The sequence below is a fragment of the Serratia sp. AR11 genome (assembly GCF_056376275.1).
This window is the reverse complement of the sequence record NZ_CM150739.1, coordinates 731095-753991: the sequence shown is the minus strand read 5'-3', so window position 1 is coordinate 753991 and position 22897 is coordinate 731095. Positions and strand designations below refer to the sequence as shown.

The following is a 22897-nucleotide window of genomic DNA, read 5'->3' as shown; positions in this document are numbered from 1 at the left end:
ACCCCTGCAAATTATTTGGCGACCCGCACCAGCTCCGCCGCCACACGCTCGGTAGCATCCGGAATGGCGACAGCGCGCGCCTTTTCAGCCATTGCCAACAGCGTTGGACGATCCCAGCCGGCCAGCAGTTCCGCCACTACATCGGCGTTAAACTGCGGTTGTTCGATAATCTTCGCCGCGCCGGCTTCTTCCAGCGGACGAGCATTCCAATATTGCTGACGGTCTTTGTGCTGGAATGGCACAAATATCGCGGGCAGGCCTGCGGCAGCAATCTCGCTGACGGTCAACGCGCCGGAACGGCACACCACCACATCAGCCCAGGCGTAGGCGGCAGCCATGTCATCAATAAACTCGGCCACCTTGTGCTGCGTCTGCCCTACCCTCTCGTAGTCGCGCAACACGTTTTCCAGTGCACCTTTACCTACCTGATGCCAGAGCGTTATTTTATCGCCCAATCTCGCCGCGACTTCAGGAACTGTCTGATTCAGCACCCGTGCCCCCTGACTGCCACCAATCACCAACACGCGGATCGGCCCTTCACGGCCAATCAAACGTTCTGCCGGTAGCGGCAACGCCAGTACATCGGTACGAACCGGGTTACCCACCACCTCGGCGTTCGGGAACGCACCAGGAAATGCCTGCAGCACGGTTTTGGCAATACGCGCCAGCCAACGGTTGGTCAGGCCGGCAATACCGTTTTGCTCGTGCAATACCACCGGGATACCGCATAACCATGCCGCCAAACCGCCAGGGCCGGAAACATAACCGCCCATGCCCAGCACCACGTCCGGCTGGTAGTTGCGCATGATTGCCTTCGCCTGGCGTACCGCGTGCCAGATACGCAACGGTGCGCTCAACTGGGCCTTCAGCCCTTTGCCGCGCAGGCCGGAAATACGGATGAAATCAATCTCGATCCCGTGCTTTGGCACCAGATCGGCTTCCATTCGGTCTGCGGTTCCGAGCCAGCGCACCTGCCAGCCCTGCGCCATCAGATGATGTGCGACCGCCAGTCCCGGGAACACGTGTCCGCCGGTACCGCCTGCCATCACCATTAAACGCTTAGGTTTCCCGCTCATCCCTTACCTCTTCACAAACGCCTGGGCTTTAGCCAGACGCGTTTCATAATCAATACGCAATAACAGCACGATCGCCGTCGACATAATCAGCAGGCTCGAACCGCCGTAGCTTATCAATGGCAGCGTCAGACCTTTGGTCGGCAACATACCGGCCGCGGCACCGACGTTAACCAACGCCTGGAAGCTAAACCACACGCCAATTGAGCAGGCCAAAAAGCCGGAAAAACGTTGATCCAGCTCCAGCGCACGGCGGCCAATCGACATAGCACGAAAAGCGACGCAGAATACCATTAACAATGCAAAAACCACACCGATATAGCCCAGTTCTTCGCCTAAAATCGAGAAGATAAAGTCGGTGTGCGCTTCCGGTAAATACTCGAGTTTCTGTACCGAGTTCCCTAACCCCTGTCCCCAGAACTCACCGCGTCCAAAGGCCATCAGCGACTGGGTCAACTGGTAGCCGCTGCCGAACGGATCGGCCCATGGATTCCAGAACGACGTCACGCGGCGCATACGGTAAGGTTCGGCAATGATCAACAGCACCACCGCGAAAGCTCCGGAGCCGATAATCGCCAGGAACTGCCACATTTTGGCACCGGCCAGGAACAGCATCGCCAGCGTGGTAATGAACAGCACGACCACGGTCCCCAGATCCGGCTGGGCCAGCAGCAATACCGCCAGCACCACCATCACGCCCATCGGCTTGCAGAAGCCCCAAAAGTTGGTACGCACTTCTTCTACCTTGCGCACCAGATAACTTGCCAGGTAACAGAACAGCGACAGCTTGGACAGCTCTGCCGGCTGAATACGCAGCGGCCCCAGCGAGATCCAGCGTGATGCCCCGTTTACCGAGCTGCCGACCACCAATACGATCAACAGCATCACAATCGACAACAGCAGCATGATGTTGCTGTAGCGCTGCCAGACTTCCATCGGAATGCGCAGCGTCACCATCGACAGGCCGAACGCCAAGGCGAGGTACAGCGCATCACGCTTGGCGAACAGGAAAGGATCGTCCGCCAGACGCTGACCGATCGGCATCGATGCCGAGGTCACCATCACAAAACCGATAATGGCCAACCCAAAGGTCAGCCACAGTAAGGTGCGATCGTACAACACCATATTGACCGAGTCGTTATCACGCGATCCCGCGACCCAGTTTTTAAACAGTTCGGTCAACCCGAAGTTCGGCAAACGTAGTCTCATCCGCCGAGCTCCTGTGCCAGACGGGCGAACTCGTCGCCGCGCACTTCAAAATTACGGAACTGGTCCAGGCTGGCGCATGCCGGTGACAGCAACACCATATCGCCGGACTGCACCCGACCGGCTATCGCCTGCATCGCCTGTTCCATGGTCTCGGTCAGCGTAGCGACCTCCGGCCGCAGCTGCGCCAGCTGTTCGCCATCACGACCAAAACAGTAAAGACGAACGTTATCGCCCTGCAGATACTGCGCCAGCGGGGAAAAGTCGGCAGACTTGCCGTCGCCGCCCAGCAACAGATGCAGAGTCCCGTCCACCTGCAGACCATTCAACGCCGCTTCGGTACTGCCGACGTTGGTGGCTTTGGAATCGTTAATCCAGCGTACGCCGTTATGTTCCCACGCCAGTTGGAAGCGATGTGCCAGGCCGGTAAAGGTGGTCAGCGCTTTCAGACTGGAGGCGCGTGGGATATTGACCGCATCGGCCAATGCCAACGCCGCCAGCGCATTGGTGTAGTTGTGACGGCCAGTCAGTTTCATCTCGCGGGTATTGAGGATTTTCTCACCACGCACCCGCAGCCAGGTTTCGCCCAGTTGACGGTTCAAATGGTAGTCGCCCACATCGGCACCGAAACTGATGCAGCGCTTATCGGCGCCGCGAACCGGCATGGTCAGCGCATCATCCGCATTGACCACGCAGACCTCGGCATTTTCATAAACGCGCAGTTTGGCTGCACGGTACTGCTGCAGGCCAAATGGGTAGCGGTCCATGTGATCTTCTGTGACGTTCAAAATGGTCGCCGCGGCCGCATGCAGGCTGAAGGTGGTTTCCAGTTGGAAGCTTGATAGCTCCAGTACGTACAGTTGGCACTCCTGACGTAACAAACTCAGCGCAGGCAGGCCGATATTGCCGCCAACGCCCACCGCCCAACCGGCCGCTTTCGCCATCTCACCCACCAGGGTAGTGACGGTGCTTTTGCCATTAGAGCCGGTGATGGCCACGATCGGTGCCTGCGCTTCGCGGCAGAACAGCTCGACGTCGCCGACGATCTCCACGCCGGCATCCGCAGCGGCGCTTAATGCCGGGGTAGCCAGCGCCATTCCCGGGCTGGCTACGATCAAATCCGCTGCCAGCAGCCAGTCCTGATTCAAATCGCCCAGATGACGCTCAACGCTTTCAGGCAGCTTGTCCAGCCCTGGCGGTGAGATGCGGGTATCCATAACGCGTGGCGTCACGCCGCGCGCCATAAAGAAATCAACACAGGACAGGCCGGTAAGGCCCAGCCCGATGATGACTACTTTTTTACCCTGATAATCCGCCATAATTACCGCACCTTCAGCGTCGCCAGGCCAATCAGCACCAGCATCAGCGAAATAATCCAGAAGCGCACGATCACGCGCGGCTCTGGCCAGCCCTTCAATTCATAGTGGTGGTGAATCGGTGCCATGCGGAAAATACGTTGCCCGCGCAGCTTGAACGACCCCACCTGCAAAATCACCGACAGCGTTTCAACCACAAACACGCCGCCCATAATCAACAGTAAAAACTCTTGGCGCAGCAGCACCGCAATGGTGCCCAACGCGCCGCCCAGTGCCAGTGAGCCAACATCGCCCATAAAGACCTGAGCCGGGTAGGTGTTGAACCACAGGAAACCCAGACCGGCGCCCACGATGGCAGTACAGACAATCACCAATTCACCGGCGTGACGCAGATACGGGATGTGCAGGTAGTTGGCGAAGTTCATGTTACCGGTCGCCCAGGCCACCAGTGCAAAGCCCGCAGCCACAAACACCGTTGGCATAATTGCCAGGCCATCCAGACCGTCGGTCAGGTTGACCGCGTTGCTGGTGCCGACAATCACAAAGTACGCCAACAGCACGTATAACAGGCCCAGCTGCGGCATGATGTCCTTAAAGAACGGCACAACCAGCTCGGTGGCTGGCGTGTCTTTTCCTACGGCATACATGGCGAAAGCAACCACCAGCGCAATCACCGACTGCCAGAAATATTTCCAGCGAGCAATCAGCCCTTTGGTGTCTTTGCGCACCACCTTGCGGTAGTCATCAACGAAGCCGACGATGCCGTAGCCCACCAGCACGAACAGTACGCACCACACGTAAGGGTTGGACGGATAGGCCCACATCAGCACCGAAACGGTGATGGAGGTCAGGATCATGATGCCGCCCATGGTCGGCGTGCCGCGCTTGCTGAAATGCGACTCCGGACCGTCATTACGCACCACCTGGCCGAAGGACATCTCCTGCAGGCGTTTAATCACCCGCGGCCCCATCCACAAGGAGAGGAACAGCGCGGTCAGCAGGCTGACAATGGCTCGGAACGTCAGGTAGGAAAAGACGTTGAAGCCGGAATAATATTTGACCAAATGTTCGGCCAGCCAAACTAACATGGTGCTTTCTCCTGTAACGCGCGTACTACCTGCTCCATTGCGGCACTACGTGAACCCTTGATTAACACGGTAATTACCGCATGTTCTGACAGTAATTCCGCCACGCGCGCGATCACTGCTGCCTTATTCTGAAAATGTTCGCCATTACCCGAAGCTTCAATCAGCACCTGGCTTAACGGACCGACACCCAATACTTTGTCGACCCCTGCCAACCGGGCGGCTTCGCCCACCTGACGGTGACACTCTTCGGCTTCTGCCCCCAACTCTGCCATGTCACCCACCACCATCACGCGGTAGCCCGGCATTTCCGCCAGGACCTGTGCGGCGGCGGTCATTGAACCGACGTTGGCGTTATAGCTGTCATCCAGCAGCAGCTGATGGTCAGAAAGTGCAATCGGGAACAAACGCCCCGGCACCGCCTGTAATTGTTTGAGCCCCTGACGCACCGCCTCAAGCGATGCTCCGGCCGACATGGCCAGCGCCGCAGCGGCCAACGCATTGGCTACGTTATGGCGACCCGGCAACGGCAGTGCAATCTCTGCGGTGCCGAACGGACTGTGCAGCCTAAACTGCGTGCCCTTGCCGTTCACCTGCACATCGCTGGCAAAGAAATCAACGCCTTCCGACGCCTGCGGCGAGAAGCGCCACACGGTTTTGCCGTCCAGCATGCTCTGCCAGTGCGGCCAGTCGTTGTTGTCGGCGTTGATGATCGCCACGCCGTCAGCCGGTAAACCGGCAAAAATTTCGCCTTTCGCCTGAGCGACGCCGGCCAAAGAGCCAAAGCCTTCCAGGTGGGCGGCCGCCAGGTTATTCACCAGGGCGGTTTGCGGACGGGTTAAAGCGGTGGTGTAAGCAATTTCGCCAATATGGTTGGCACCCAGTTCAATCACGGCAAAGTCATGCTGTGGCTGCAAACGCAACAGCGTCAGCGGCACGCCGATATCGTTGTTGAAGTTACCGGCGGTATACAGCACTTCACCGCATTCGCGCAGAATGGCCGCGGCCATTTCCTTCACCGAGGTCTTGCCCGATGAACCGGTTAACGCCACTACGCGGGTCGGCACCTGCTGGCGAACCCAGGCAGCGAGCTGTCCCAGTGCCAGGCGGGTGTCTTTTACCACCAGTTGCGGAACCTCCACCAATAAGCGCTTACTTACCAGCAGTGCCCCGGCGCCAGCGGCTACCGCATCAACAGCAAAGTCGTGAGCGTCGAAACGCTCGCCTTTCAGTGCCACAAACAGGCAACCTGCAGTTACCTGACGGGTATCTGTCGTCACCTCAACGATTTGGCAATCGGCGCCGATCAACTCAGCGCTCAATACATCGGCCAGTGTCCGAAGGGAGACAGGGATCATGCTACTACCCCCAGCAGACGCGCTACGGTGGTACGATCGGAGTAATCCAAACGGCGATTCCCCACCAGTTGGTAGTCCTCGTGGCCTTTACCCGCCACCAGGACCACATCTTGTTCTTTGGCTTGCATGATGGCGCTGGTTACCGCTTCCGCACGACCGTGGATCACCAGAGCGCGTCCGGCGTCCAGCAGGCCGGTAAGGATATCGGCGATAATCGCCTGCGGCTCTTCGGTACGCGGGTTGTCATCGGTCACGACTACGCGATCGGCGAACTGTTCGGCGATGCCGCCCATCAGCGGGCGCTTGCCTTTGTCACGATCGCCGCCGCAGCCAAACACACACCACAACTGCCCCAGGCAGTGCAGACGTGCGGCTTCCAATGCTTTTTCCAGCGCGTCCGGGGTGTGGGCGTAATCAACCACTACCGTCGGTTTACCCGGCGCGTTGAACACTTCCATGCGGCCGCAGACCGGCTGCAGCTGATTGCCGGTGGCGACCAATTTGGCCAGCGGATAACCCAGCGACAGCAGCGTCGCCAGTGCCAACAGCAGATTGCTGACGTTGAAGGCTCCCATCAGACGGCTTTCAATCTCGCCGTCGCCCCAGCTTGAGCTGAAGTGGATAGTCGCGCCGTTATCGTGATAGTTGACCGCGGTAGTCTTCAGCCAGCGCCCATGGCAGCCTGGCTGCAGGTTATCCTGCATGGTGACGGCCACCGCATCCGGCAATTGGCTTAACCAGCGCTGACCGACTTCATCATCGGCATTGATAATCGCCTGGCCCACTTCGTGACCGGCGAACAGCGACCACTTGGCCGCTTCGTAATTGGCCATGTCGCCGTGGTAATCCAGGTGATCGCGGCTCAGGTTGGTAAACACCGCGGCGGCAAACGGCAACGCCGCCACACGGTGTTGCACCAGGCCGTGAGAAGAAACTTCCATCGCGGCAAGGGTCGCGCCCTGATCAACCAGTTCATTTAGCACGTGTTGAATATCCACCGCAGAACCGGTGGTATTCTCGGTTGGGCATACCTGGCCCAGCAGGCCGTTGCCCACGGTGCCCATCACTGCGCTGGTTTCACCCAGCAGTTGGCCCCACTGTGCCAGCAGTTGAGTGGTGGTGGTCTTGCCGTTGGTCCCGGTGACGCCGACCAAACGCAGACGCTCTGCCGGCTCATGGTAAAAACGACCGGCCAACGCGGAAAGGCGCTGATTGAGCTGGCTCAGATAAATCACCGGCACGCCGTGCATTTCAGTAATAGCACCGTCTTCAGCCTGACCTTCAGCTTCGGCAATCACAGCGGCAACGCCCTGCGCGATAGCCTGCGGAATAAAGCGGCGTCCATCTGCCTGATGGCCAACAACGGCGACAAACAGATCCCCGGCAGCCGCAATACGGCTGTCTAATGTCATTTCCCGCAGCGCGCGCCCGGGCGCCGTTGGCACCCACGGAGCGAGTAAGTCGCGCAAATTACGATCGGCCACCTGAACCCTCTTTTCTGTTAATTACAAAATCGCTTTTCTCACCGGTAGGCAACGCGTCCGGCTCGACGTTCATGGTGCGCAACACGCCGCCCATGATGGCGCCAAATACCGGTGCGGAGATCGCACCACCGTAGTACTTCCCACCCTGTGGGTCATTGATGACCACCACCAGAGCAAAACGGGGATTACTCGCCGGCGCAACGCCGGCGGTATAAGCGATGTATCGGTTGACGTATTTGCCGTCCGGGCCCACCTTTTTGGCGGTACCGGTTTTAATGGCAATTCGGTAGCCCTTGATCGCGGCTTTCACCCCACCGCCGCCCGGCAGGGCAACGCTTTCCATCATGTGCACCACGGTGCGCACCAGAGGTTCAGGGAAGACGCGCTCACCGGCAACCGGTGGGTCAACTTTGGTAATCGACAGCGGACGATAAACGCCCAGGCTGCCGATCGTGGCGTAGACTCGCGCTAACTGTAACGGGGTTACCATTAGCCCATAGCCGAAAGAGAAGGTGGCCCTCTCTATGTCAGACCACCGTTGTTTTTTTGGGTATATGCCACTGCTTTCTCCGACCAGCCCCAAATTGGTCGCTTTTCCCAATCCAAAACGAGAGTAAGTATCTACTAACGCTGAGGACGGCATCGATAACGCCAGTCGTGAAACACCGACGTTACTCGACTTCTGCAAGATCCCGGTCAGGGAGAGTTCCGCGTAACGCGCAACGTCCCTGATTTCCTTGCCGTTGATACGGTAAGGGACGGTATTGAGCACGCTGTTTTCTTTCACAATGCCGTGCTGCAATGCCGTCATGACCACCATAGGTTTTACGGTGGAGCCGGGTTCAAAAATATCGGTGATAGCACGGTTACGCATGGTTTCTTTCGGCGTACCGGCCATATTGTTCGGGTTATAAGACGGGCTGTTGGCCATCGCCAACACTTCGCCGGTGTTCACGTCCACCAGAACCGCGGTACCGGATTCAGCCTTGTTGAACGCCACGGCGTTGTTCAGTTCGCGATAAACCAGCGCCTGCAAGCGTTCGTCGACGCTCAGCACCAGGTTATGCGCCGCCTGACTGTCGACCGAAGAAATGTCCTCGATCACCCTGCCAAAGCGGTCTTTACGTACGGTTCTTTCGCCCGGTTGCCCGGTCAGCCAGCGGTCGAAGCTCTTCTCTACGCCTTCAATCCCCTGACCGTCGATGTTGGTCACGCCGATAATATGCGAGGTCACCTGGCCGGACGGATAGTAGCGGCGAGACTCCTGACGTAGGTAAATGCCCGGCAGTTTCAGCTTGTGGATGTAATCGCCAATCGCCGGATTCACCTGGCGCGCCAGGTAGACAAAGCGCCCTTTCGGGTTGGCGTTAATGCGGGTAGAAAGCTGATCCAGCGGGATATTCAGCGCATCAGACAGTGCCTTCCAGCGGCTGTCCAGCGTTATGCCACCACGCTCATTGAGCTCTTTCGGGTCGGCCCAAATGGCGTTCACCGGCACGCTCACCGCCAGCGGCCGCCCTGAGCGATCGCTGATCATGCCGCGCGAAGTGGGCACTTCCTGCACGCGCAGTGAACGCATGTCGCCTTCTTTCACCAGGCGGTCCGGATTAATCACCTGCAGATAAGCCACACGCAGCATCAACCCAACCAACGCCAGCAAAATACAGCCGCACAGCAACGCAAAACGCCAGCTTACAAAGCTGGCCTGATCTTCCTGGCGTTTCAACTTACCGGGCCGTGCTGCTTTCATGCGTTCCCTTTCTACTCCGTGTAGTGATTTCAGTTAAACCATTCATTGTTTAACGATGATATTTTCCTGCGATGGATCAACATGTTGCATCTGCAGTTTTTCAGTAGCGATGCGCTCTACCCGACTGTGGTCCCCAAGAGCATTCTCTTCCAGGATCAGGTTGCGCCACTCAATGTCCAGAGCATCTCGCTCTAAAACCAGCTGCTCGCGCTCGGCGGTCAGCAAACGGGTGCGGTGCGCGGTAGTCACCACAAAAACCGCTGACACCAGCGAGGCAATCAGCAAAATCAACGGGATCTTGGCGTTACGCAGCAGATCGCCGCCAATCACCCCAACCAGGCCGTGACGCTCATTACCAATCACGCGGGCATCCTCTCGGCAATTCGCAGCACCGAGCTACGTGCGCGCGGGTTTTCCGCCACTTCGGCATCCCCAGGCATCATCTTGCCCAGCGCTTTCAGCGTGCGTCCGCCCATACTGCGCAATTGCGCTTCGGTCAGCGGAATACCGGCCGGCACCTGAGCGCCGCGGCTGTGGTGGCGCATAAAGCGTTTAACGATACGGTCTTCCAGCGAGTGGAAACTGATCACCGACAGGCGCCCCTGCGGAGCCAGCACTTCCAGCGCGCCGTCCAGTGCACGTTCGATCTCTTCCAACTCACTGTTGATGTAGATGCGGATCGCCTGGAAACTGCGGGTTGCCGGGTGTTTGTGCTTGTCCCGGAACGGGCTGGCGTTGGCGATCAAATCGGCCAGCTGTTTGGTGCGAGTCATCGGGTCGACCTGGTTTCTTTCCACAATGGCGCGAGCGATACGCTTGGCAAAACGCTCTTCGCCAAAGGTTTTCAGCACCCAAGCAATGTCGTCGGCTTCCGCTTTCATTAGCCACTCGGAGGCTGACTGACCGCTTGAGGAGTCCATACGCATGTCCAGCGGCCCGTCACGCATGAAGGAGAAACCGCGCTCTGCGTCATCCAACTGCGGCGAAGAAACGCCCAGATCGAGTAAAATGCCGTCAACCTGCCCCACCAGTTCGCGTTCCCGCACATAGTGTGACAAATCTGAAAAGGGGCCGTGTACGATGCTAAAACGAGGATCTTCAATAGACTTGGCGGCTGCAATCGCCTGTGGGTCGCGGTCAATTGCCAGCAAACGCCCTTCCGGCCCCAACTGGGACAGAATCAGACGCGAATGGCCACCGCGGCCAAAAGTACCGTCGATATATGTGCCGTTACTGCGAATATTAAGGCCGTTAACCGCCTCATCCAACAGTACGGTGGTGTGTTTATAATTTTCCAACATGCTTATAGCGACAAGTCCTGTAGCCGCTCAGACAACGGTTCCTGAGTCGACTGTTCTGCGTCAATATCATCCTTGACTTGTTGATACCAGGTCTGTTCATCCCACAGTTCAAACTTGTTGAACTGCCCGACCAGCATCACTTCTTTGGTAAGCCCGGCGTGTTGGCGTAGCGTTGTCGCTAACAGCAACCGACCGGCGCTATCCATCTGACACTCACTGGCATGTCCCAACAGCAAACGCTGAACGCGGCGCTCGGCGGGATTCATACTCGACAGACGGGATAACTTTTGCTCAATAATTTCCCATTCGGGCAGTGGGTAAAGCAGTAGGCAGGGCTGGTGGAGGTCAATGGTACAAACCATTTGGCCTTCCGATTGCTCGTTCAGCAATTCCCGGTAACGGGTGGGTACGGCAAGCCGCCCTTTGCTGTCGAGATTAACCATCGTTGCTCCACGGAACATGCCTGAGCTACCCCTCCACGACCGTTTTCACCACTTTACCCCACAAATTCCCACATAATGGAGTTTACGGAGGGTATGAAAACCTTGTCAAGCCAGAGCGCCAGCGCTTTGGCAATATTTCTTCGGTCATTTTGGGAGCTGGCTCGCGAAAGGAACGCTATTTATTAGATGATTAAAAATTAACATCATGATAAACGGGGAGAAATTTCTAAGCGGAAAGAGCGTGATTAAAAACCTGACAAATTGGCGATTAATTAACTCAATACTTCCTTCTGCAATCGATGTCTCATTTTTTAGCTCGGCAATCACATCCCTGTAACCCGGTGCGACCCGCACCGGACAAGGCTCGGCGCAAACTCACCCTAAAGCCGAAATAGGGCTTAAGCCATTGAGTTAATAACACTCAACGCTTATTAGGCTGCAGGCCGGCCGCTATTTTACTTCAATTAAAGCCTCAGTGATAAGTGCGCTGAAAAAATAAATGACTCGGATATTACGAGCAGAGCTAATTTCTATTTAAATCAATTTAGTAAGATTATTCTCAAAATACCTGTTTACAATTATGGTTTCATTTCCTTACATCATTTATTCCCACAATTTTTACTGTGAAAAATCGCCCGTTCGCAATAAATAATGCAACTCATTGTTTTTAATTGAATAGTTTGAATTCATCCATTTTTAATCCCTTCGCGCCATATTCCTCAGCCTGAGCTCAGCACAAAAACCACACAACGCCTTTAAATAAAAATATTCAGCTACTTAGCCAATTCAAGGCAGAAGTGTAAACTAAAAGAAGAATAAAAAACCAGATTTAACACCTGAAAAATAACAATTTAACAGAACATTAACCAACAATCATGGAGATTGCATCATGCTTTCGCCTGTTGCTCACTGGCGCAGCGCCGCTGCCGATACCTTTGCACTGGTGGTGTACTGTTTCATCGCCGGTATGGCGATAGAAATCCTGGTGTCCGGCATGAGCTTTCAACAATCACTCTCGTCCCGCTTGCTGTCGATCCCGGTAAATATCCTGATCGCCTGGCCCTATGGGCGCTATCGCGATCTGTTTATCCGTGTCGCCAGGCGCTTTCAACGCCAACCTTTTTTACTGCGTAACCTGGCCGATCTGTTGGCCTATGTCAGTTTCCAATCACCGGTCTATGCCGCCATCTTATGGAGCGTCGGCGCCGATGGGCAACAAATCATCACGGCGGTGACCAGCAACGCGGTGGTATCGATGGCAATGGGCGTGGTGTATGGCTATTTTCTGGAATACTGCAGAAGGTTGTTCAGGGTGGCGGGCTACGTGTGAAGCAGGAGCGCAACGGGGCGCTCCTGTTTGGGTTTACTTCCGGCTAAGGCTGCCGCGGCGGAACAAATTACGGCGGATACGCGTCAGACCCGGCTTGGGTTTACGCGGCTCATCCAGGCTGGCCAGTACCAGTTCAAGCACCCGCTCAGCCACGTCACGGTGGCGCTGAGCGACCGCCAGAACCGGACACTCAAGGAAGTCCAACAGCTCGTGATCGCCGAAGGTGGCGATGGCCAGATCGGTCGGCAAACGGCCACGTTGCTTCAGCGTCACATCCATCACCCCTTGCAACAAAGAGAATGAGGTAGTGAACAGCGCCTGGGGCATAGGATGGGTTTTCAGCCATTCGGCAAACAACACGCCGGCCGCCTCACGCTCATAGCTGTTGGCATACAGATAATCGACAGGTCGTTCGTCATCCTGCCAGGCTTCGCGGAAACCCTGCTCACGCAGGAAGCTGACGGAAAGCTCCGGCAACGCTCCCAGATACAGTACCGACTCTGCCGGGAAGGTACGAAGCTCCTGCGCCAGTGCGAAGGAATCCTCTTGGTCGGCCCCGACCACACTGATGAAATGCTCGCGATCCAGCGCCCGATCCAGTGCGATAATTGGCAGCGGATCATTGGCCCAGCGCTGATAGAACGGATGCTCCGGCGGCAAGGCGGTAGAAACGATTAACGCGTCGACCTGGCGTTGCAGCAGATGCTCAATACAGCGCATTTCGTTATCCGGCTGATCTTCCGAACAGGCAATCAACAGCTGGTAACCGCGTTGACGGGCCTGACGCTCCAGATAATTGGCGATGCGGGTATAGCTGGTGTTTTCCAGATCCGGTATCACCAGACCGATTGAACGAGTTCGCCCGGCGCGCAGCCCTGCCGCGACGGCATTCGGGTGATAGTTGTGCTCCCTGACCACGGCCATCACTTTTTCGACGGTTTTATCGCTGACACGATACTGCTTCGCCTTGCCGTTGATGACATAACTGGCCGTGGTGCGCGAAACGCCTGCGAGACGCGCGATTTCATCCAGTTTCACGTTAACCCCTTAATGACGCTGAAAATAGAAGTGAAAACCATGCTCGGATTAACCATCGCATCCTGTGCGGTTATTCAATCCAGCCTCTGCGATCTAACAGCAGAAAACACTGCCTAGCAACCGCTTTTGCCGAAAGGTGCCAGCAAACGGGCAAAAAACACCGAAAAACAAAGGGCGCAGCCTGGCCGCGCCCTCAGATTATGCCAATATCACGCCTCAGCGCATGATTTTATCGCCGCGCGACACGCCGACCACACCGGAACGCGCCACTTCAACAATTTCGGCCACTTCACGCACCGCACTCAGGAATGCATCCAGCTTGTCGCTGGTGCCCGCCAGCTGAACGGTGTACAGCGTGGCGGTGACGTCAACGATTTGACCGCGGAAAATGTCGGCGCAACGTTTCACCTCTTCGCGGCCATAACCGCTGGCCTGCAGCTTCACCAGCATGATTTCACGCTCAACGTGAGCACCCTGCACCAGTTCGCTAACGCGCAGCACGTCCACCAGCTTATGCAGCTGTTTTTCAATCTGCTCCAGCACTTTCTCATCGCCGACGGTTTGAATCGTCATACGTGACAAAGTGGGATCGTCGGTCGGGGCTACCGTCAGGCTTTCAATGTTGTAACCGCGCTGAGAGAACAAACCCACCACACGCGATAACGCACCGGATTCATTTTCCAGCAATACAGATAAAATACGGCGCATGATCAGGTCCTCTCCGTTTTGCTTAACCACATTTCGTCCATGCTTCCACCACGAATCTGCATTGGGTAAACATGTTCGGTCTCATCGACGGTCACGTCGACAAATACCAGGCGCTCTTTCTCGGCCAGCGCCTGAGCCAGTTTGCTTTCCAGTTCATCCGGCGTGCGAATGGCAATGCCTACGTGGCCGTAAGCCTCCGCCAGTTTGACGAAGTCCGGCAGGGAATCCATATAAGACTGGGAGTGACGGCCGGAATAAATCATGTCCTGCCACTGCTTCACCATACCCAGATAGCGGTTGTTAAGATTCACCACGATCACCGGCAGGTTGTATTGCAGCGCGGTGGACAGTTCCTGAATGTTCATCTGGATGCTGCCGTCGCCGGTGACACACACCACGGTTTCATCAGGCAGCGCCAGCTTCACGCCCAGCGCCGCCGGCAGACCAAAGCCCATGGTGCCCAATCCGCCGGAATTGATCCAACGGCGTGGCTTGTCGAACGGATAGTAGAGTGCAGCGAACATCTGGTGCTGGCCGACATCGGAAGTGACATAAGCGTCCCCTCTGGTCAGCCGATGCAGGGTTTCGATCACTGCCTGCGGCTTAATGGTGCCGCTGTTTTTGTCGTAACCCAGGCAATCACGCGCACGCCACTGTTCGATAGCCTGCCACCAGTCGCGCAACGCGTCGTGATCCTGCGCTTTATCTTCCTGCGCCAGCAGCTCCAGCATTTGGGTCAACACCTGTTTGGCATCGCCGACAATAGGAATATCGGCGTCTACCGTCTTGGAAATTGAGGTAGGGTCAATGTCGATATGCAGCACGGTAGCGTTCGGGCAATATTTGGCCAGGTTATTGGTGGTGCGATCGTCAAAACGCACGCCGACGGCAAAGATCACGTCAGAGTTGTGCATGGTTTTGTTGGCTTCATAAGTCCCATGCATGCCGAGCATACCCACGCTCTGGCGATGCGTGCCGGGGAAGGCCCCCAACCCCATCAGGGTACAGGTAACAGGCAGATTCAGCTTCTCCGCCAGTTCCAGCAGCTCTGCGTCACAGGCCGAGTTGATCGCCCCGCCACCGACGTACATAACGGGCTTTTTGGCCGTCAGAATGGTGTGCAGTGCCCGTTTGATCTGCCCGCGATGACCTTGCACCGTCGGGTTATAGGAACGCATGCTCACTTCCTGCGGATAGGCGTAAGGCATTCTCACTGCCGGGCCCACGATGTCTTTCGGCAAATCGATCACCACCGGCCCAGGGCGGCCGGTTGAGGCCAGGTAAAAAGCCTTTTTCAGTATGCCGGGAATGTCTTCGGTACGTTTGACCAGGAAACTGTGTTTCACCACCGGGCGCGAAATCCCGACCATGTCGCACTCCTGGAAGGCATCATAGCCAATCAGCGAGCTGGGAACCTGACCGGAAAGCACCACCATCGGAATGGAGTCCATATAGGCGGTTGCAATGCCGGTGATCGCATTGGTCGCTCCAGGGCCAGAGGTCACCAGCACCACCCCCACTTCGCCGGTCGCACGCGCATAGCCATCGGCCATATGCACCGCACCTTGCTCATGGCGCACCAATATGTGGTCGATCCCTCCGACCGTATGCAGGGCGTCGTAGATATCGAGTACCGCCCCGCCCGGATAACCGAATACATGCTTAACGCCTTGATCGATCAACGATCGGACGACCATCTCGGCTCCTGACAACATCTCCATGGGTTTGCCTCCAGGCTAACTTATTCTTATCTGGCACCGGAACGTGGCACCTGTTGTGGGGCAATACCCCAAAATTTTTATGGATTGACTATAACCCATTAACATAACGTCAGAAGATAAGGCAGGCAAACGGCAAAATGGCACAACAACAGAAAGGTTACTGGCTACGGGCTGGGGATCGGGGATTTACAAAAACAATGCACTAGCCGCTGGCAAATCGGGCTAGGCATTGTTTCAGTCAGGTGGAGAATTACAGAACTATATCAGGCAAGAACGATGCTGATTTTTTAACCGGATAATCTGCCCCGGCAACAGGATTAAGTCTTATCCTGGTACATCGAGTCAATTTCACTCTGGTAGCGCTGCATAATCACCTTACGGCGCAGTTTTAGCGTTGGCGTCAGCTCACCCAACTCCATCGAAAAGGCCGCCGGCAACAGAGTAAATTTCTTCACCTGTTCGAACCGCGCCAACTCTTTTTGCATCTCACGCAGACGGCTTTCGAACATTTCCAGAATATGGCTATGGCGCAGCAGTTCAAGCCGATCCTGATATTTCAGGTTGATGGACTTGGCATATTCTTCCAGCGACTCAAAACTGGGCACAATCAAGGCGGAGACAAATTTGCGGGCATCCGCGATGATTGCCACCTGTTCGATAAAGCGATCTTGCGCCAGCGTGCCTTCAAGCATCTGCGGGGCAATGTACTTGCCGCCGGAGGTTTTCATCAGATCCTTAAGACGCTCGGTGATAAACAGATTTCCCCCTTCATCTATGGCACCGGCGTCGCCGGTCTTCAACCAGCCATCTGCAGTAAAGGAGGCGGCGGTTTCCAGCGGCTTATTGAAATAACCGCGCATCACCACCGGGCCACGCACCTGAATTTCACTTTCCTCGCCAATACGCACCTCTATCCCCGGCAGCGGCTTACCAATCGAGCCAAAGCGGAAATTGCCCTCTTCCCAGCAGGAAACGGTGGCGCAGGTCTCGGTCATGCCATAGCCATATTTGATGTTAATGCCCATCGCCTGGAAAAACAGAATGACGTTGTCGTCCAGTTTGGCACCGGCGGCCGGCAAGAAGCGCACCCGCCCACCGAGGATGCCGTGTAATTTGCTCAGCACCAGCTTGTCGGCCCAGCGGTGGGAAAGATCAAACAGCTTGCCCAGTGGTTTGCCGGCACGTTCCTGTAAAAACTTGCGTTCACCACAGACAATCGCCCAATGGAACAGGGCACGACGCAACCAGGGTGCACGCGCAACTTTCTCGTGCACCGCACTGAAGATTTTTTCGTAGAAACGCGGTACCGCGCACATCAGCGTCGGACGTACTGCCGTCATGGCTTCACGCACCCAGTCGGTATTCGGCAAGAACACGTTTTGCGCGCCGGAATGCATAATGAAGAAGCTCCAGGCACGTTCGAACACATGCGACATCGGCAGGAAACTGAGAGAGACATCTTCTTCATTTACCGTCAGCCGCCCATCGTGCAGATAAAGCTGTGCCGCCAGGTTACGGTAATCCAGCATCACCCCTTTGGGTTCGCCGGTGGTACCGGAGGTATAAATCAGCGTGAACAGATCCTCCAGGCAGCAATCGGCAATGCGTTGCTGTAACTGCGATTCAAACGCCGCCAGATCGGCTGCGCGCTCAAAGGTGCTCAGGTGCTGAGCTATCTCACAGCCACGCAGATCGGCGTCATCATCAAATACAATAATGTGGATCAGTTGAGGGCAGACACCGCGCAACGCAATGGCGGCGTCCAGTTGAGCCTGCTCGCCAACGAACAAAATGCGGATATCGGCGTCATTAATGATAAAAGCCGCCTGGGCCGGCGTATTGGTGGCATACAGCGGTACGCTGACCCCACGTAACCGCAGCACGGCCAAATCCGCCAGCGACCAGGCCATGCAGTTATTGGCAAAGATCGCGATACGTTCCTGCACGTCGGTACCCAAAGCCAACAGCGCACTGGCGATGCGGTTGATATGCGTATCGACCTGTCGCCAGGTCAGTTGGCTCTCGCCACTGGGAGACCATTGGCGAAAAGCGGTGCAATCGGCACGCTGGGAAATTTGGTGCTGTATACGGTGAGTTAAATGGTATTGCAGCAGATTATTGATCATAGCGCCCTGAGCCTGAAATGAATCAAACAGTTAGCGTTGAGCAGGACATCTGGCTCTGCGTCTCAGCTTACACGTGTTTACTTTTTTTCGCGCAGTCTACCTACTCCGTGGCGGCGGGAAAAGAGATTTCAGCGTAGAAGTGTGAGCTAAAACTCAGGTTAATTTCACCGCATCCTCCAGTTGGACAGAAGGGTGATGAAAAGGTTTTATTTAGCTCACAAAATGGGTGTTCGACAGGCAGCGAGGGAAACAGATAAAAACACCAGATGGAATAAATATCTCAGCACATAATTTTATAATGATAATTTTTAATGAAACTATCGAAATCTTTCGGAAGCGGTTAATTTAACACAGTTAAGCCAAGATATATCTTAGATAAACCCAAGATAATTCTTAACCAAAGCACGGGAAAATTATTCCCCCTATGGAAAACCACCACCTCGGGGGGTAATAATAGGCTGATTTATTCAGTCAACTCAGACTGGCCAAGCATCAGTTTCATCCATTGATGTCCCTTATCCCGTTCAGCCGACTCATGCCACGACAGATAACAGGTCACCTTGTTTTCATTCCAGGGTAAAGGAATAAAACGCAGCTTTAAGGATTCAGCCTGCTGTCGAGCCAGCCAGGCCGGAACAATGGCAATCATGTCAGTACTGGATACTATATTCAGTACGCTGTATAAATCAGTACATTGTTGAGCCACGACTCGTTGCATGGCTTCTTCTATATAGTAGGGCTTACTGAAAGAATAAAAGCTCTCGAGTGAAACCACTGCGTGTTGCTCCGCCAGGATTTGTTCCGGCGTAATGGACTTTTCTATCCTCGGATGCTTCCTGGAAAATACCAGCACCAGCTCGTCATCAAAAAGCGCCATACTTTTAAACTCTGAAGACTCAAAGCTGGCATAGCCAACAACGAACTCAACCTCCTGGTAGCGCAATTGATTATCGATGTTATTGGTTATATATGACTTTATTTTCAAATGGGTATGAGGCGCTATTTCCCTCATGTGATTAATTATAGTAGCCCCCAAACGCAAATCAAGCGGACTGCAAATGGCGATAGAGAAAGCTCGCTCACTGCTAAAGGGTTCAAACTCCGCTCCGGGCAGCTCATTTTGCACCAGCTGTAACGCCTGACGAACCGGGCCAAACAGCTGCTTAGCCCGCACCGTAGGCTGGATCCCACGCCCACAGCGGACGAACAGCTCATCATTAAACATCAGCTTTAAACGCGCAACGGCGTTACTCACCGCCGGCTGTGACATCCCCAAAAAGCTCGCTGCCCGGGTAATATTCTGCATCTGCATAACGGCATCAAACACGGTGAGCAAATTCAGATCGACGCTGCGCAAATGCAGTTCGCTGGTTTCTTTATCGATAACAACTCCTGAATTACATTCCGACATATCCCACTCCACTAAGTCCTGTGTAGATAATTCTCCACGCGTAATAAAAATGACAAAACAGCGCCATCTTGATTTCACACGGTAGAATTAGTTATCTCTCGCTCCGCTCATTTAAAACAAAGCTCAAGAATCATCCTATATACAAACATGGTTAAGATTTTGTTCTAATACACACTGGGTTTATTTTCTAACAGAGAGTCATCTCGCACACCATCAAAATAGACCCATTGTAATAGCCCATCACCACACTATCATTTACCGTTCATATTTAATCAAACGATTAAATACAGCATGCATAACCGCCCTCTATTCATTAACGCCCATAGTTTTCCAACACCCGTCAGCCTTATGAACAATTCATAAAAAACATAACTGACAGCAACATATTGATATCAAGAATACAAAACTCACACTTTTAATTTTTGGCTAGCACGCCTTCAGCAGTTTTGCATCTTTAATTTTAACCCAATCAACATCAGAAGCAATTGCGGTGATATATATTCATTTAATTTATGCTAACAGGCTCGCAAATCCTCCCTTACTTTTTATCTGACAATACCATTTTTTACCGAACTATCCTCTGCCAGCAAAAGCCCGTTAATCTGGAGGTAAAGGAGTACCCTCATTTTCAATCAGGTGTTGACATAACCAAGCCAATAACGTATCAAATTAGGCAACGAAACTATTTTAGAGAGCTGAACCGCCATGAACTCTACTTTCCGTCTACTAGGCCTACTACTTAACGCATCTTGTTTGCGCGGTATGCCGGTGGACGCAGTTCAGAGCTGATTCAGCCCACCTCATAACAAACCCGCGCTACTGCGCGGGTTTTTTTTTACCCGCTTAGCGTGAAATAAACACGATAAGGAACCACCCTGATGAGCCAACAAGTCATTATTTTCGATACAACGCTGCGTGATGGTGAACAAGCGCTGCAAGCCAGCCTGAGCGTGAAAGAGAAGATTCAGATCGCGATGGCGCTGGAAAGAATGGGTGTCGACGTCATGGAAGTCGGCTTCCCGGTCTCCTCGCCGGGCGATTTTGAATCTGTGCAAACCATCGCCCGCCAGATTAAAAACAGCCGCGTATGTGGCCTGGCCCGTTGCGTGGATAAAGATATCGACGTCGCAGCCGAAGCGTTGCGCGTAGCCGAAGCCTTCCGTATTCACGTGTTCCTGGCCACCTCAACCCTGCATATTGAATCAAAACTGAAGCGCTCGTTCGACGAAGTGCTGGAGATGGCGATCCGCTCGGTGAAACGCGCCCGTAATTACACCGACGACGTTGAATTCTCCTGTGAAGACGCAGGCCGTACGCCAATCGATAACCTGTGTCGCGTGGTAGAAGCCGCGATCAATGCCGGTGCCACCACCATTAACATTCCGGATACCGTGGGCTACACCACGCCGAACCAGTTTGGTGGCATTATCACTACCCTGTATGACCGCGTACCGAATATCGATAAGGCCATTATTTCTGTGCACTGCCACGACGACCTGGGTATGGCGGTCGGCAACTCCATCGCCGCGGTGCAGGCGGGTGCTCGCCAGGTCGAAGGCACCTTGAACGGCATTGGTGAACGCGCAGGCAATACCTCGCTGGAAGAAGTGATCATGGCGATCAAAGTGCGCCAGGACATCATGAACGTGCACACCAATATCAATCATCAGGAAATTTTCCGCACCAGCCAAATCGTCAGCCAGCTGTGCAACATGCCGATCCCGGCCAACAAGGCGATCGTCGGTTCCAATGCCTTCGCCCACTCTTCTGGCATTCATCAGGACGGCGTGCTGAAAAATCGTGAAAACTACGAAATCATGTCACCGCAGACCATAGGTCTGAAAGATGTGCAGTTGAACCTGACCTCTCGTTCCGGCCGCGCCGCGGTGAAACACCGTATGGAAGAGATGGGCTACAAAGAGCAGGACTACAACCTGGACAACCTGTACGCCGCCTTCCTGAAGCTGGCCGATAAGAAAGGTCAGGTATTCGATTACGATCTGGAAGCTCTGGCCTTCATTAATAAGCAACAGGAAGAACCCGAGCATTTCAGCCTGGACTACTTCAGCGTGCAGTCAGGCAGCAGCATCATGGCCACCGCATCGGTGAAATTGATCTGCGGCGAAGAAGAAAAAGCCGAAGCGGCCACCGGTAATGGGCCGGTTGACGCGGTTTATCAGGCCATCAACCGCATTACCGGATACCCGATCGAACTGGTGAAGTACCAGTTAACCGCCAAAGGCCAGGGCCGTGACGCACTGGGCCAGGTGGATATCGTGGTGTCCTACAACGGCCGCCGCTTCCACGGCGTGGGTCTGGCGACCGACATTGTGGAATCCTCCGCCAAGGCGATGGTTCACGTATTAAATAATATTTGGCGCTCCCAGCAGGTAGAAAAAGAAAAACAGCGTCTGCAGCAAAGCAAACATCAAAATAATCAGGAAACGGTGTGAACATGACGAAGACCTACCACATTGCCGTCTTGCCCGGAGACGGAATCGGCCCGGAAGTAATGGCCCAGGCGCGTAAGGTGTTGAACGCAGTGCGTCAGCGCTTTGATATCCGCATCACTGAAGCCGAGTATGACGTCGGTGGCATCGCCATCGATCGCCATGGCAGCCCGCTGCCTCCGGCTACCCTCGCCGGTTGCGAGCAGGCCGACGCCATCCTGTTCGGCTCGGTCGGTGGCCCGAAGTGGGAACACCTGCCGCCGGCAGAGCAGCCTGAACGTGGCGCTTTGCTGCCGTTGCGTAAACACTTCAAACTGTTCAGCAACCTGCGCCCTGCCCGTTTGTATCAGGGGCTGGAAGAGTTCTGCCCACTGCGAGCCGATATCGCCGCACGCGGTTTCGATATTCTGTGCGTGCGTGAACTGACCGGCGGTATTTACTTTGGCCAGCCTAAAGGCCGCGAAGGCCAGGGCATGCAGGAACGCGCCTTCGATACCGAGGTGTATCACCGCTTCGAGATCGAGCGCATTGCACGCATCGCCTTTGAGTCTGCCCGCAAGCGTCGTAACAAGGTGACCTCGATTGATAAGGCCAACGTACTGCAAAGCTCCATTTTGTGGCGCGAAGTGGTTAATCAGGTCGCCCAGGATTACCCGGACGTGTCGCTGTCACATATGTACATCGACAACGCCACCATGCAGTTGATCAAGGACCCGTCCCAGTTCGACGTGCTGCTGTGCTCCAACCTGTTCGGCGACATTCTGTCCGACGAATGTGCGATGATCACCGGTTCGATGGGCATGCTGCCTTCCGCCAGCCTGAACGAACAGGGCTTTGGTCTGTATGAACCGGCCGGTGGCTCAGCGCCGGATATCGCGGGTAAAGGCATTGCCAACCCAATCGCACAGATCCTGTCTGCCACCCTGCTGCTGCGTTACAGCCTGGGTGCCACGGAGGCGGCCGACGCCGTTGAACACGCCATCAATCAGGCACTGGAACAAGGTTACCGCACCGCCGATCTGGCCGGTGTCGGCCCAGCCATCAGCACCGATGAAATGGGTGACATCATCGCCCGCTTTGTCGCTCAGGGGGCATAA

Annotated in this window: 18 protein-coding genes; 3 read left to right on the top strand and 15 right to left on the bottom strand. The window is 55.0% G+C overall.

Annotation, left to right across the window (positions count from 1 at the left end):
• Positions 1-11: 11 nt before the first annotated feature.
• From murG to mraZ, 10 genes are read right to left on the bottom strand one after another with little or no spacing between them, the layout of a single operon-like run.
• On the bottom strand, positions 12-1076 hold the full coding sequence (gene murG, locus ACSOSI_RS03495) for an undecaprenyldiphospho-muramoylpentapeptide beta-N-acetylglucosaminyltransferase (RefSeq protein ID WP_012005211.1): 1065 nt from the start codon (positions 1074-1076) through the stop codon (positions 12-14).
• A gap of 3 nt (positions 1077-1079) precedes the next feature.
• Positions 1080-2282 (bottom strand): cell division protein FtsW, encoded by a 1203-nt coding sequence (ftsW, locus tag ACSOSI_RS03490; protein WP_012005210.1) that lies wholly within the window; start codon positions 2280-2282, stop codon positions 1080-1082.
• Positions 2279-3598 (bottom strand): UDP-N-acetylmuramoyl-L-alanine--D-glutamate ligase, encoded by a 1320-nt coding sequence (gene murD, locus ACSOSI_RS03485; protein WP_112364385.1) that lies wholly within the window; start codon positions 3596-3598, stop codon positions 2279-2281. Before murD ends, ftsW begins: the two co-directional genes overlap by 4 nt.
• A gap of 2 nt (positions 3599-3600) precedes the next feature.
• Complete coding sequence (mraY, locus tag ACSOSI_RS03480; protein WP_012005208.1) at positions 3601-4683, bottom strand: phospho-N-acetylmuramoyl-pentapeptide-transferase; 1083 nt, start codon at positions 4681-4683, stop codon at positions 3601-3603.
• Positions 4677-6038: a UDP-N-acetylmuramoyl-tripeptide--D-alanyl-D-alanine ligase gene (murF, locus tag ACSOSI_RS03475; protein WP_476706553.1), complete on the bottom strand. Its 1362-nt coding sequence runs from the start codon at positions 6036-6038 to the stop codon at positions 4677-4679. The genes mraY and murF overlap by 7 nt, the downstream gene beginning before the upstream one ends.
• Positions 6035-7522: a UDP-N-acetylmuramoyl-L-alanyl-D-glutamate--2,6-diaminopimelate ligase gene (gene murE, locus ACSOSI_RS03470; protein WP_012005206.1), complete on the bottom strand. Its 1488-nt coding sequence runs from the start codon at positions 7520-7522 to the stop codon at positions 6035-6037. Before murE ends, murF begins: the two co-directional genes overlap by 4 nt.
• Entirely contained in the window at positions 7509-9272 is a 1764-nt protein-coding gene (locus ACSOSI_RS03465; protein ID WP_012005205.1) for a peptidoglycan glycosyltransferase FtsI, read from the bottom strand. The genes murE and ACSOSI_RS03465 overlap by 14 nt, the downstream gene beginning before the upstream one ends.
• Before the next feature lie 42 nt (positions 9273-9314).
• Entirely contained in the window at positions 9315-9635 is a 321-nt protein-coding gene (gene ftsL / locus ACSOSI_RS03460; protein WP_012005204.1) for a cell division protein FtsL, read from the bottom strand.
• Positions 9632-10573 carry a 16S rRNA (cytosine(1402)-N(4))-methyltransferase RsmH gene (gene rsmH / locus ACSOSI_RS03455; protein ID WP_476706552.1) on the bottom strand — a complete coding sequence of 314 codons (942 nt, stop codon included), beginning with the start codon at positions 10571-10573 and terminating at the stop codon, positions 9632-9634. Before rsmH ends, ftsL begins: the two co-directional genes overlap by 4 nt.
• A gap of 2 nt (positions 10574-10575) precedes the next feature.
• The gene (mraZ, locus tag ACSOSI_RS03450; RefSeq protein ID WP_012005202.1) at positions 10576-11034 is read right to left on the bottom strand and encodes a division/cell wall cluster transcriptional repressor MraZ; all 459 of its coding nucleotides are present in this window, start codon (positions 11032-11034) and stop codon (positions 10576-10578) included.
• Positions 11035-11905: 871 nt separating this feature from the next.
• On the opposite strand from mraZ, the gene ACSOSI_RS03445 reads away from it, so the two are divergent.
• Positions 11906-12346: an L-alanine exporter AlaE gene (locus ACSOSI_RS03445; protein WP_012005201.1), complete on the top strand. Its 441-nt coding sequence runs from the start codon at positions 11906-11908 to the stop codon at positions 12344-12346.
• A 33-nt stretch (positions 12347-12379) separates the two neighbouring features.
• On the opposite strand, the gene cra is transcribed toward ACSOSI_RS03445, so the two are convergent.
• From cra to leuO, 5 genes are all read right to left on the bottom strand, one after another.
• Complete coding sequence (cra, locus tag ACSOSI_RS03440) at positions 12380-13384, bottom strand: catabolite repressor/activator (RefSeq protein WP_012005200.1); 1005 nt, start codon at positions 13382-13384, stop codon at positions 12380-12382.
• A gap of 216 nt (positions 13385-13600) precedes the next feature.
• Positions 13601-14092 carry an acetolactate synthase small subunit gene (gene ilvN / locus ACSOSI_RS03435; protein ID WP_004932806.1) on the bottom strand — a complete coding sequence of 164 codons (492 nt, stop codon included), beginning with the start codon at positions 14090-14092 and terminating at the stop codon, positions 13601-13603.
• Between the two features lie 2 nt (positions 14093-14094).
• Positions 14095-15813 (bottom strand): acetolactate synthase 3 large subunit, encoded by a 1719-nt coding sequence (gene ilvI, locus ACSOSI_RS03430; protein ID WP_153858048.1) that lies wholly within the window; start codon positions 15811-15813, stop codon positions 14095-14097.
• A gap of 317 nt (positions 15814-16130) precedes the next feature.
• A complete protein-coding gene (locus ACSOSI_RS03425; RefSeq protein WP_476706551.1) occupies positions 16131-17939 on the bottom strand; it encodes an AMP-dependent synthetase/ligase in 1809 nt (602 codons plus the stop codon).
• A 463-nt stretch (positions 17940-18402) separates the two neighbouring features.
• Complete coding sequence (gene leuO, locus ACSOSI_RS03420) at positions 18403-19350, bottom strand: transcriptional regulator LeuO (RefSeq protein ID WP_112364389.1); 948 nt, start codon at positions 19348-19350, stop codon at positions 18403-18405.
• An 878-nt stretch (positions 19351-20228) separates the two neighbouring features.
• Here leuO and leuA point away from each other — a divergent pair.
• Both leuA and leuB read left to right on the top strand, forming a co-directional pair.
• Positions 20229-21803, top strand: coding sequence for a 2-isopropylmalate synthase (gene leuA / locus ACSOSI_RS03415; RefSeq protein WP_017891594.1), 1575 nt, complete (start codon positions 20229-20231; stop codon positions 21801-21803).
• Positions 21804-21805: 2 nt separating this feature from the next.
• A complete protein-coding gene (gene leuB, locus ACSOSI_RS03410) occupies positions 21806-22897 on the top strand; it encodes a 3-isopropylmalate dehydrogenase (RefSeq protein ID WP_012005195.1) in 1092 nt (363 codons plus the stop codon).

Coding starts and splice junctions, on each gene's coding strand:
- murG (WP_012005211.1), bottom strand. CDS start 1,076: ATGAGCGGGAAACCTAAGCGTTTAATGGTGATGGCAGGCGGTACCGGC.
- ftsW (WP_012005210.1), bottom strand. CDS start 2,282: ATGAGACTACGTTTGCCGAACTTCGGGTTGACCGAACTGTTTAAAAAC.
- murD (WP_112364385.1), bottom strand. CDS start 3,598: ATGGCGGATTATCAGGGTAAAAAAGTAGTCATCATCGGGCTGGGCCTT.
- mraY (WP_012005208.1), bottom strand. CDS start 4,683: ATGTTAGTTTGGCTGGCCGAACATTTGGTCAAATATTATTCCGGCTTC.
- murF (WP_476706553.1), bottom strand. CDS start 6,038: ATGATCCCTGTCTCCCTTCGGACACTGGCCGATGTATTGAGCGCTGAG.
- ACSOSI_RS03465 (WP_012005205.1), bottom strand. CDS start 9,272: ATGAAAGCAGCACGGCCCGGTAAGTTGAAACGCCAGGAAGATCAGGCC.
- rsmH (WP_476706552.1), bottom strand. CDS start 10,573: ATGTTGGAAAATTATAAACACACCACCGTACTGTTGGATGAGGCGGTT.
- mraZ (WP_012005202.1), bottom strand. CDS start 11,034: ATGTTCCGTGGAGCAACGATGGTTAATCTCGACAGCAAAGGGCGGCTT.
- ACSOSI_RS03445 (WP_012005201.1), top strand. CDS start 11,906: ATGCTTTCGCCTGTTGCTCACTGGCGCAGCGCCGCTGCCGATACCTTT.
- ilvN (WP_004932806.1), bottom strand. CDS start 14,092: ATGCGCCGTATTTTATCTGTATTGCTGGAAAATGAATCCGGTGCGTTA.
- ilvI (WP_153858048.1), bottom strand. CDS start 15,813: ATGGAGATGTTGTCAGGAGCCGAGATGGTCGTCCGATCGTTGATCGAT.
- ACSOSI_RS03425 (WP_476706551.1), bottom strand. CDS start 17,939: ATGATCAATAATCTGCTGCAATACCATTTAACTCACCGTATACAGCAC.
- leuO (WP_112364389.1), bottom strand. CDS start 19,350: ATGTCGGAATGTAATTCAGGAGTTGTTATCGATAAAGAAACCAGCGAA.
- leuA (WP_017891594.1), top strand. CDS start 20,229: ATGAGCCAACAAGTCATTATTTTCGATACAACGCTGCGTGATGGTGAA.
- leuB (WP_012005195.1), top strand. CDS start 21,806: ATGACGAAGACCTACCACATTGCCGTCTTGCCCGGAGACGGAATCGGC.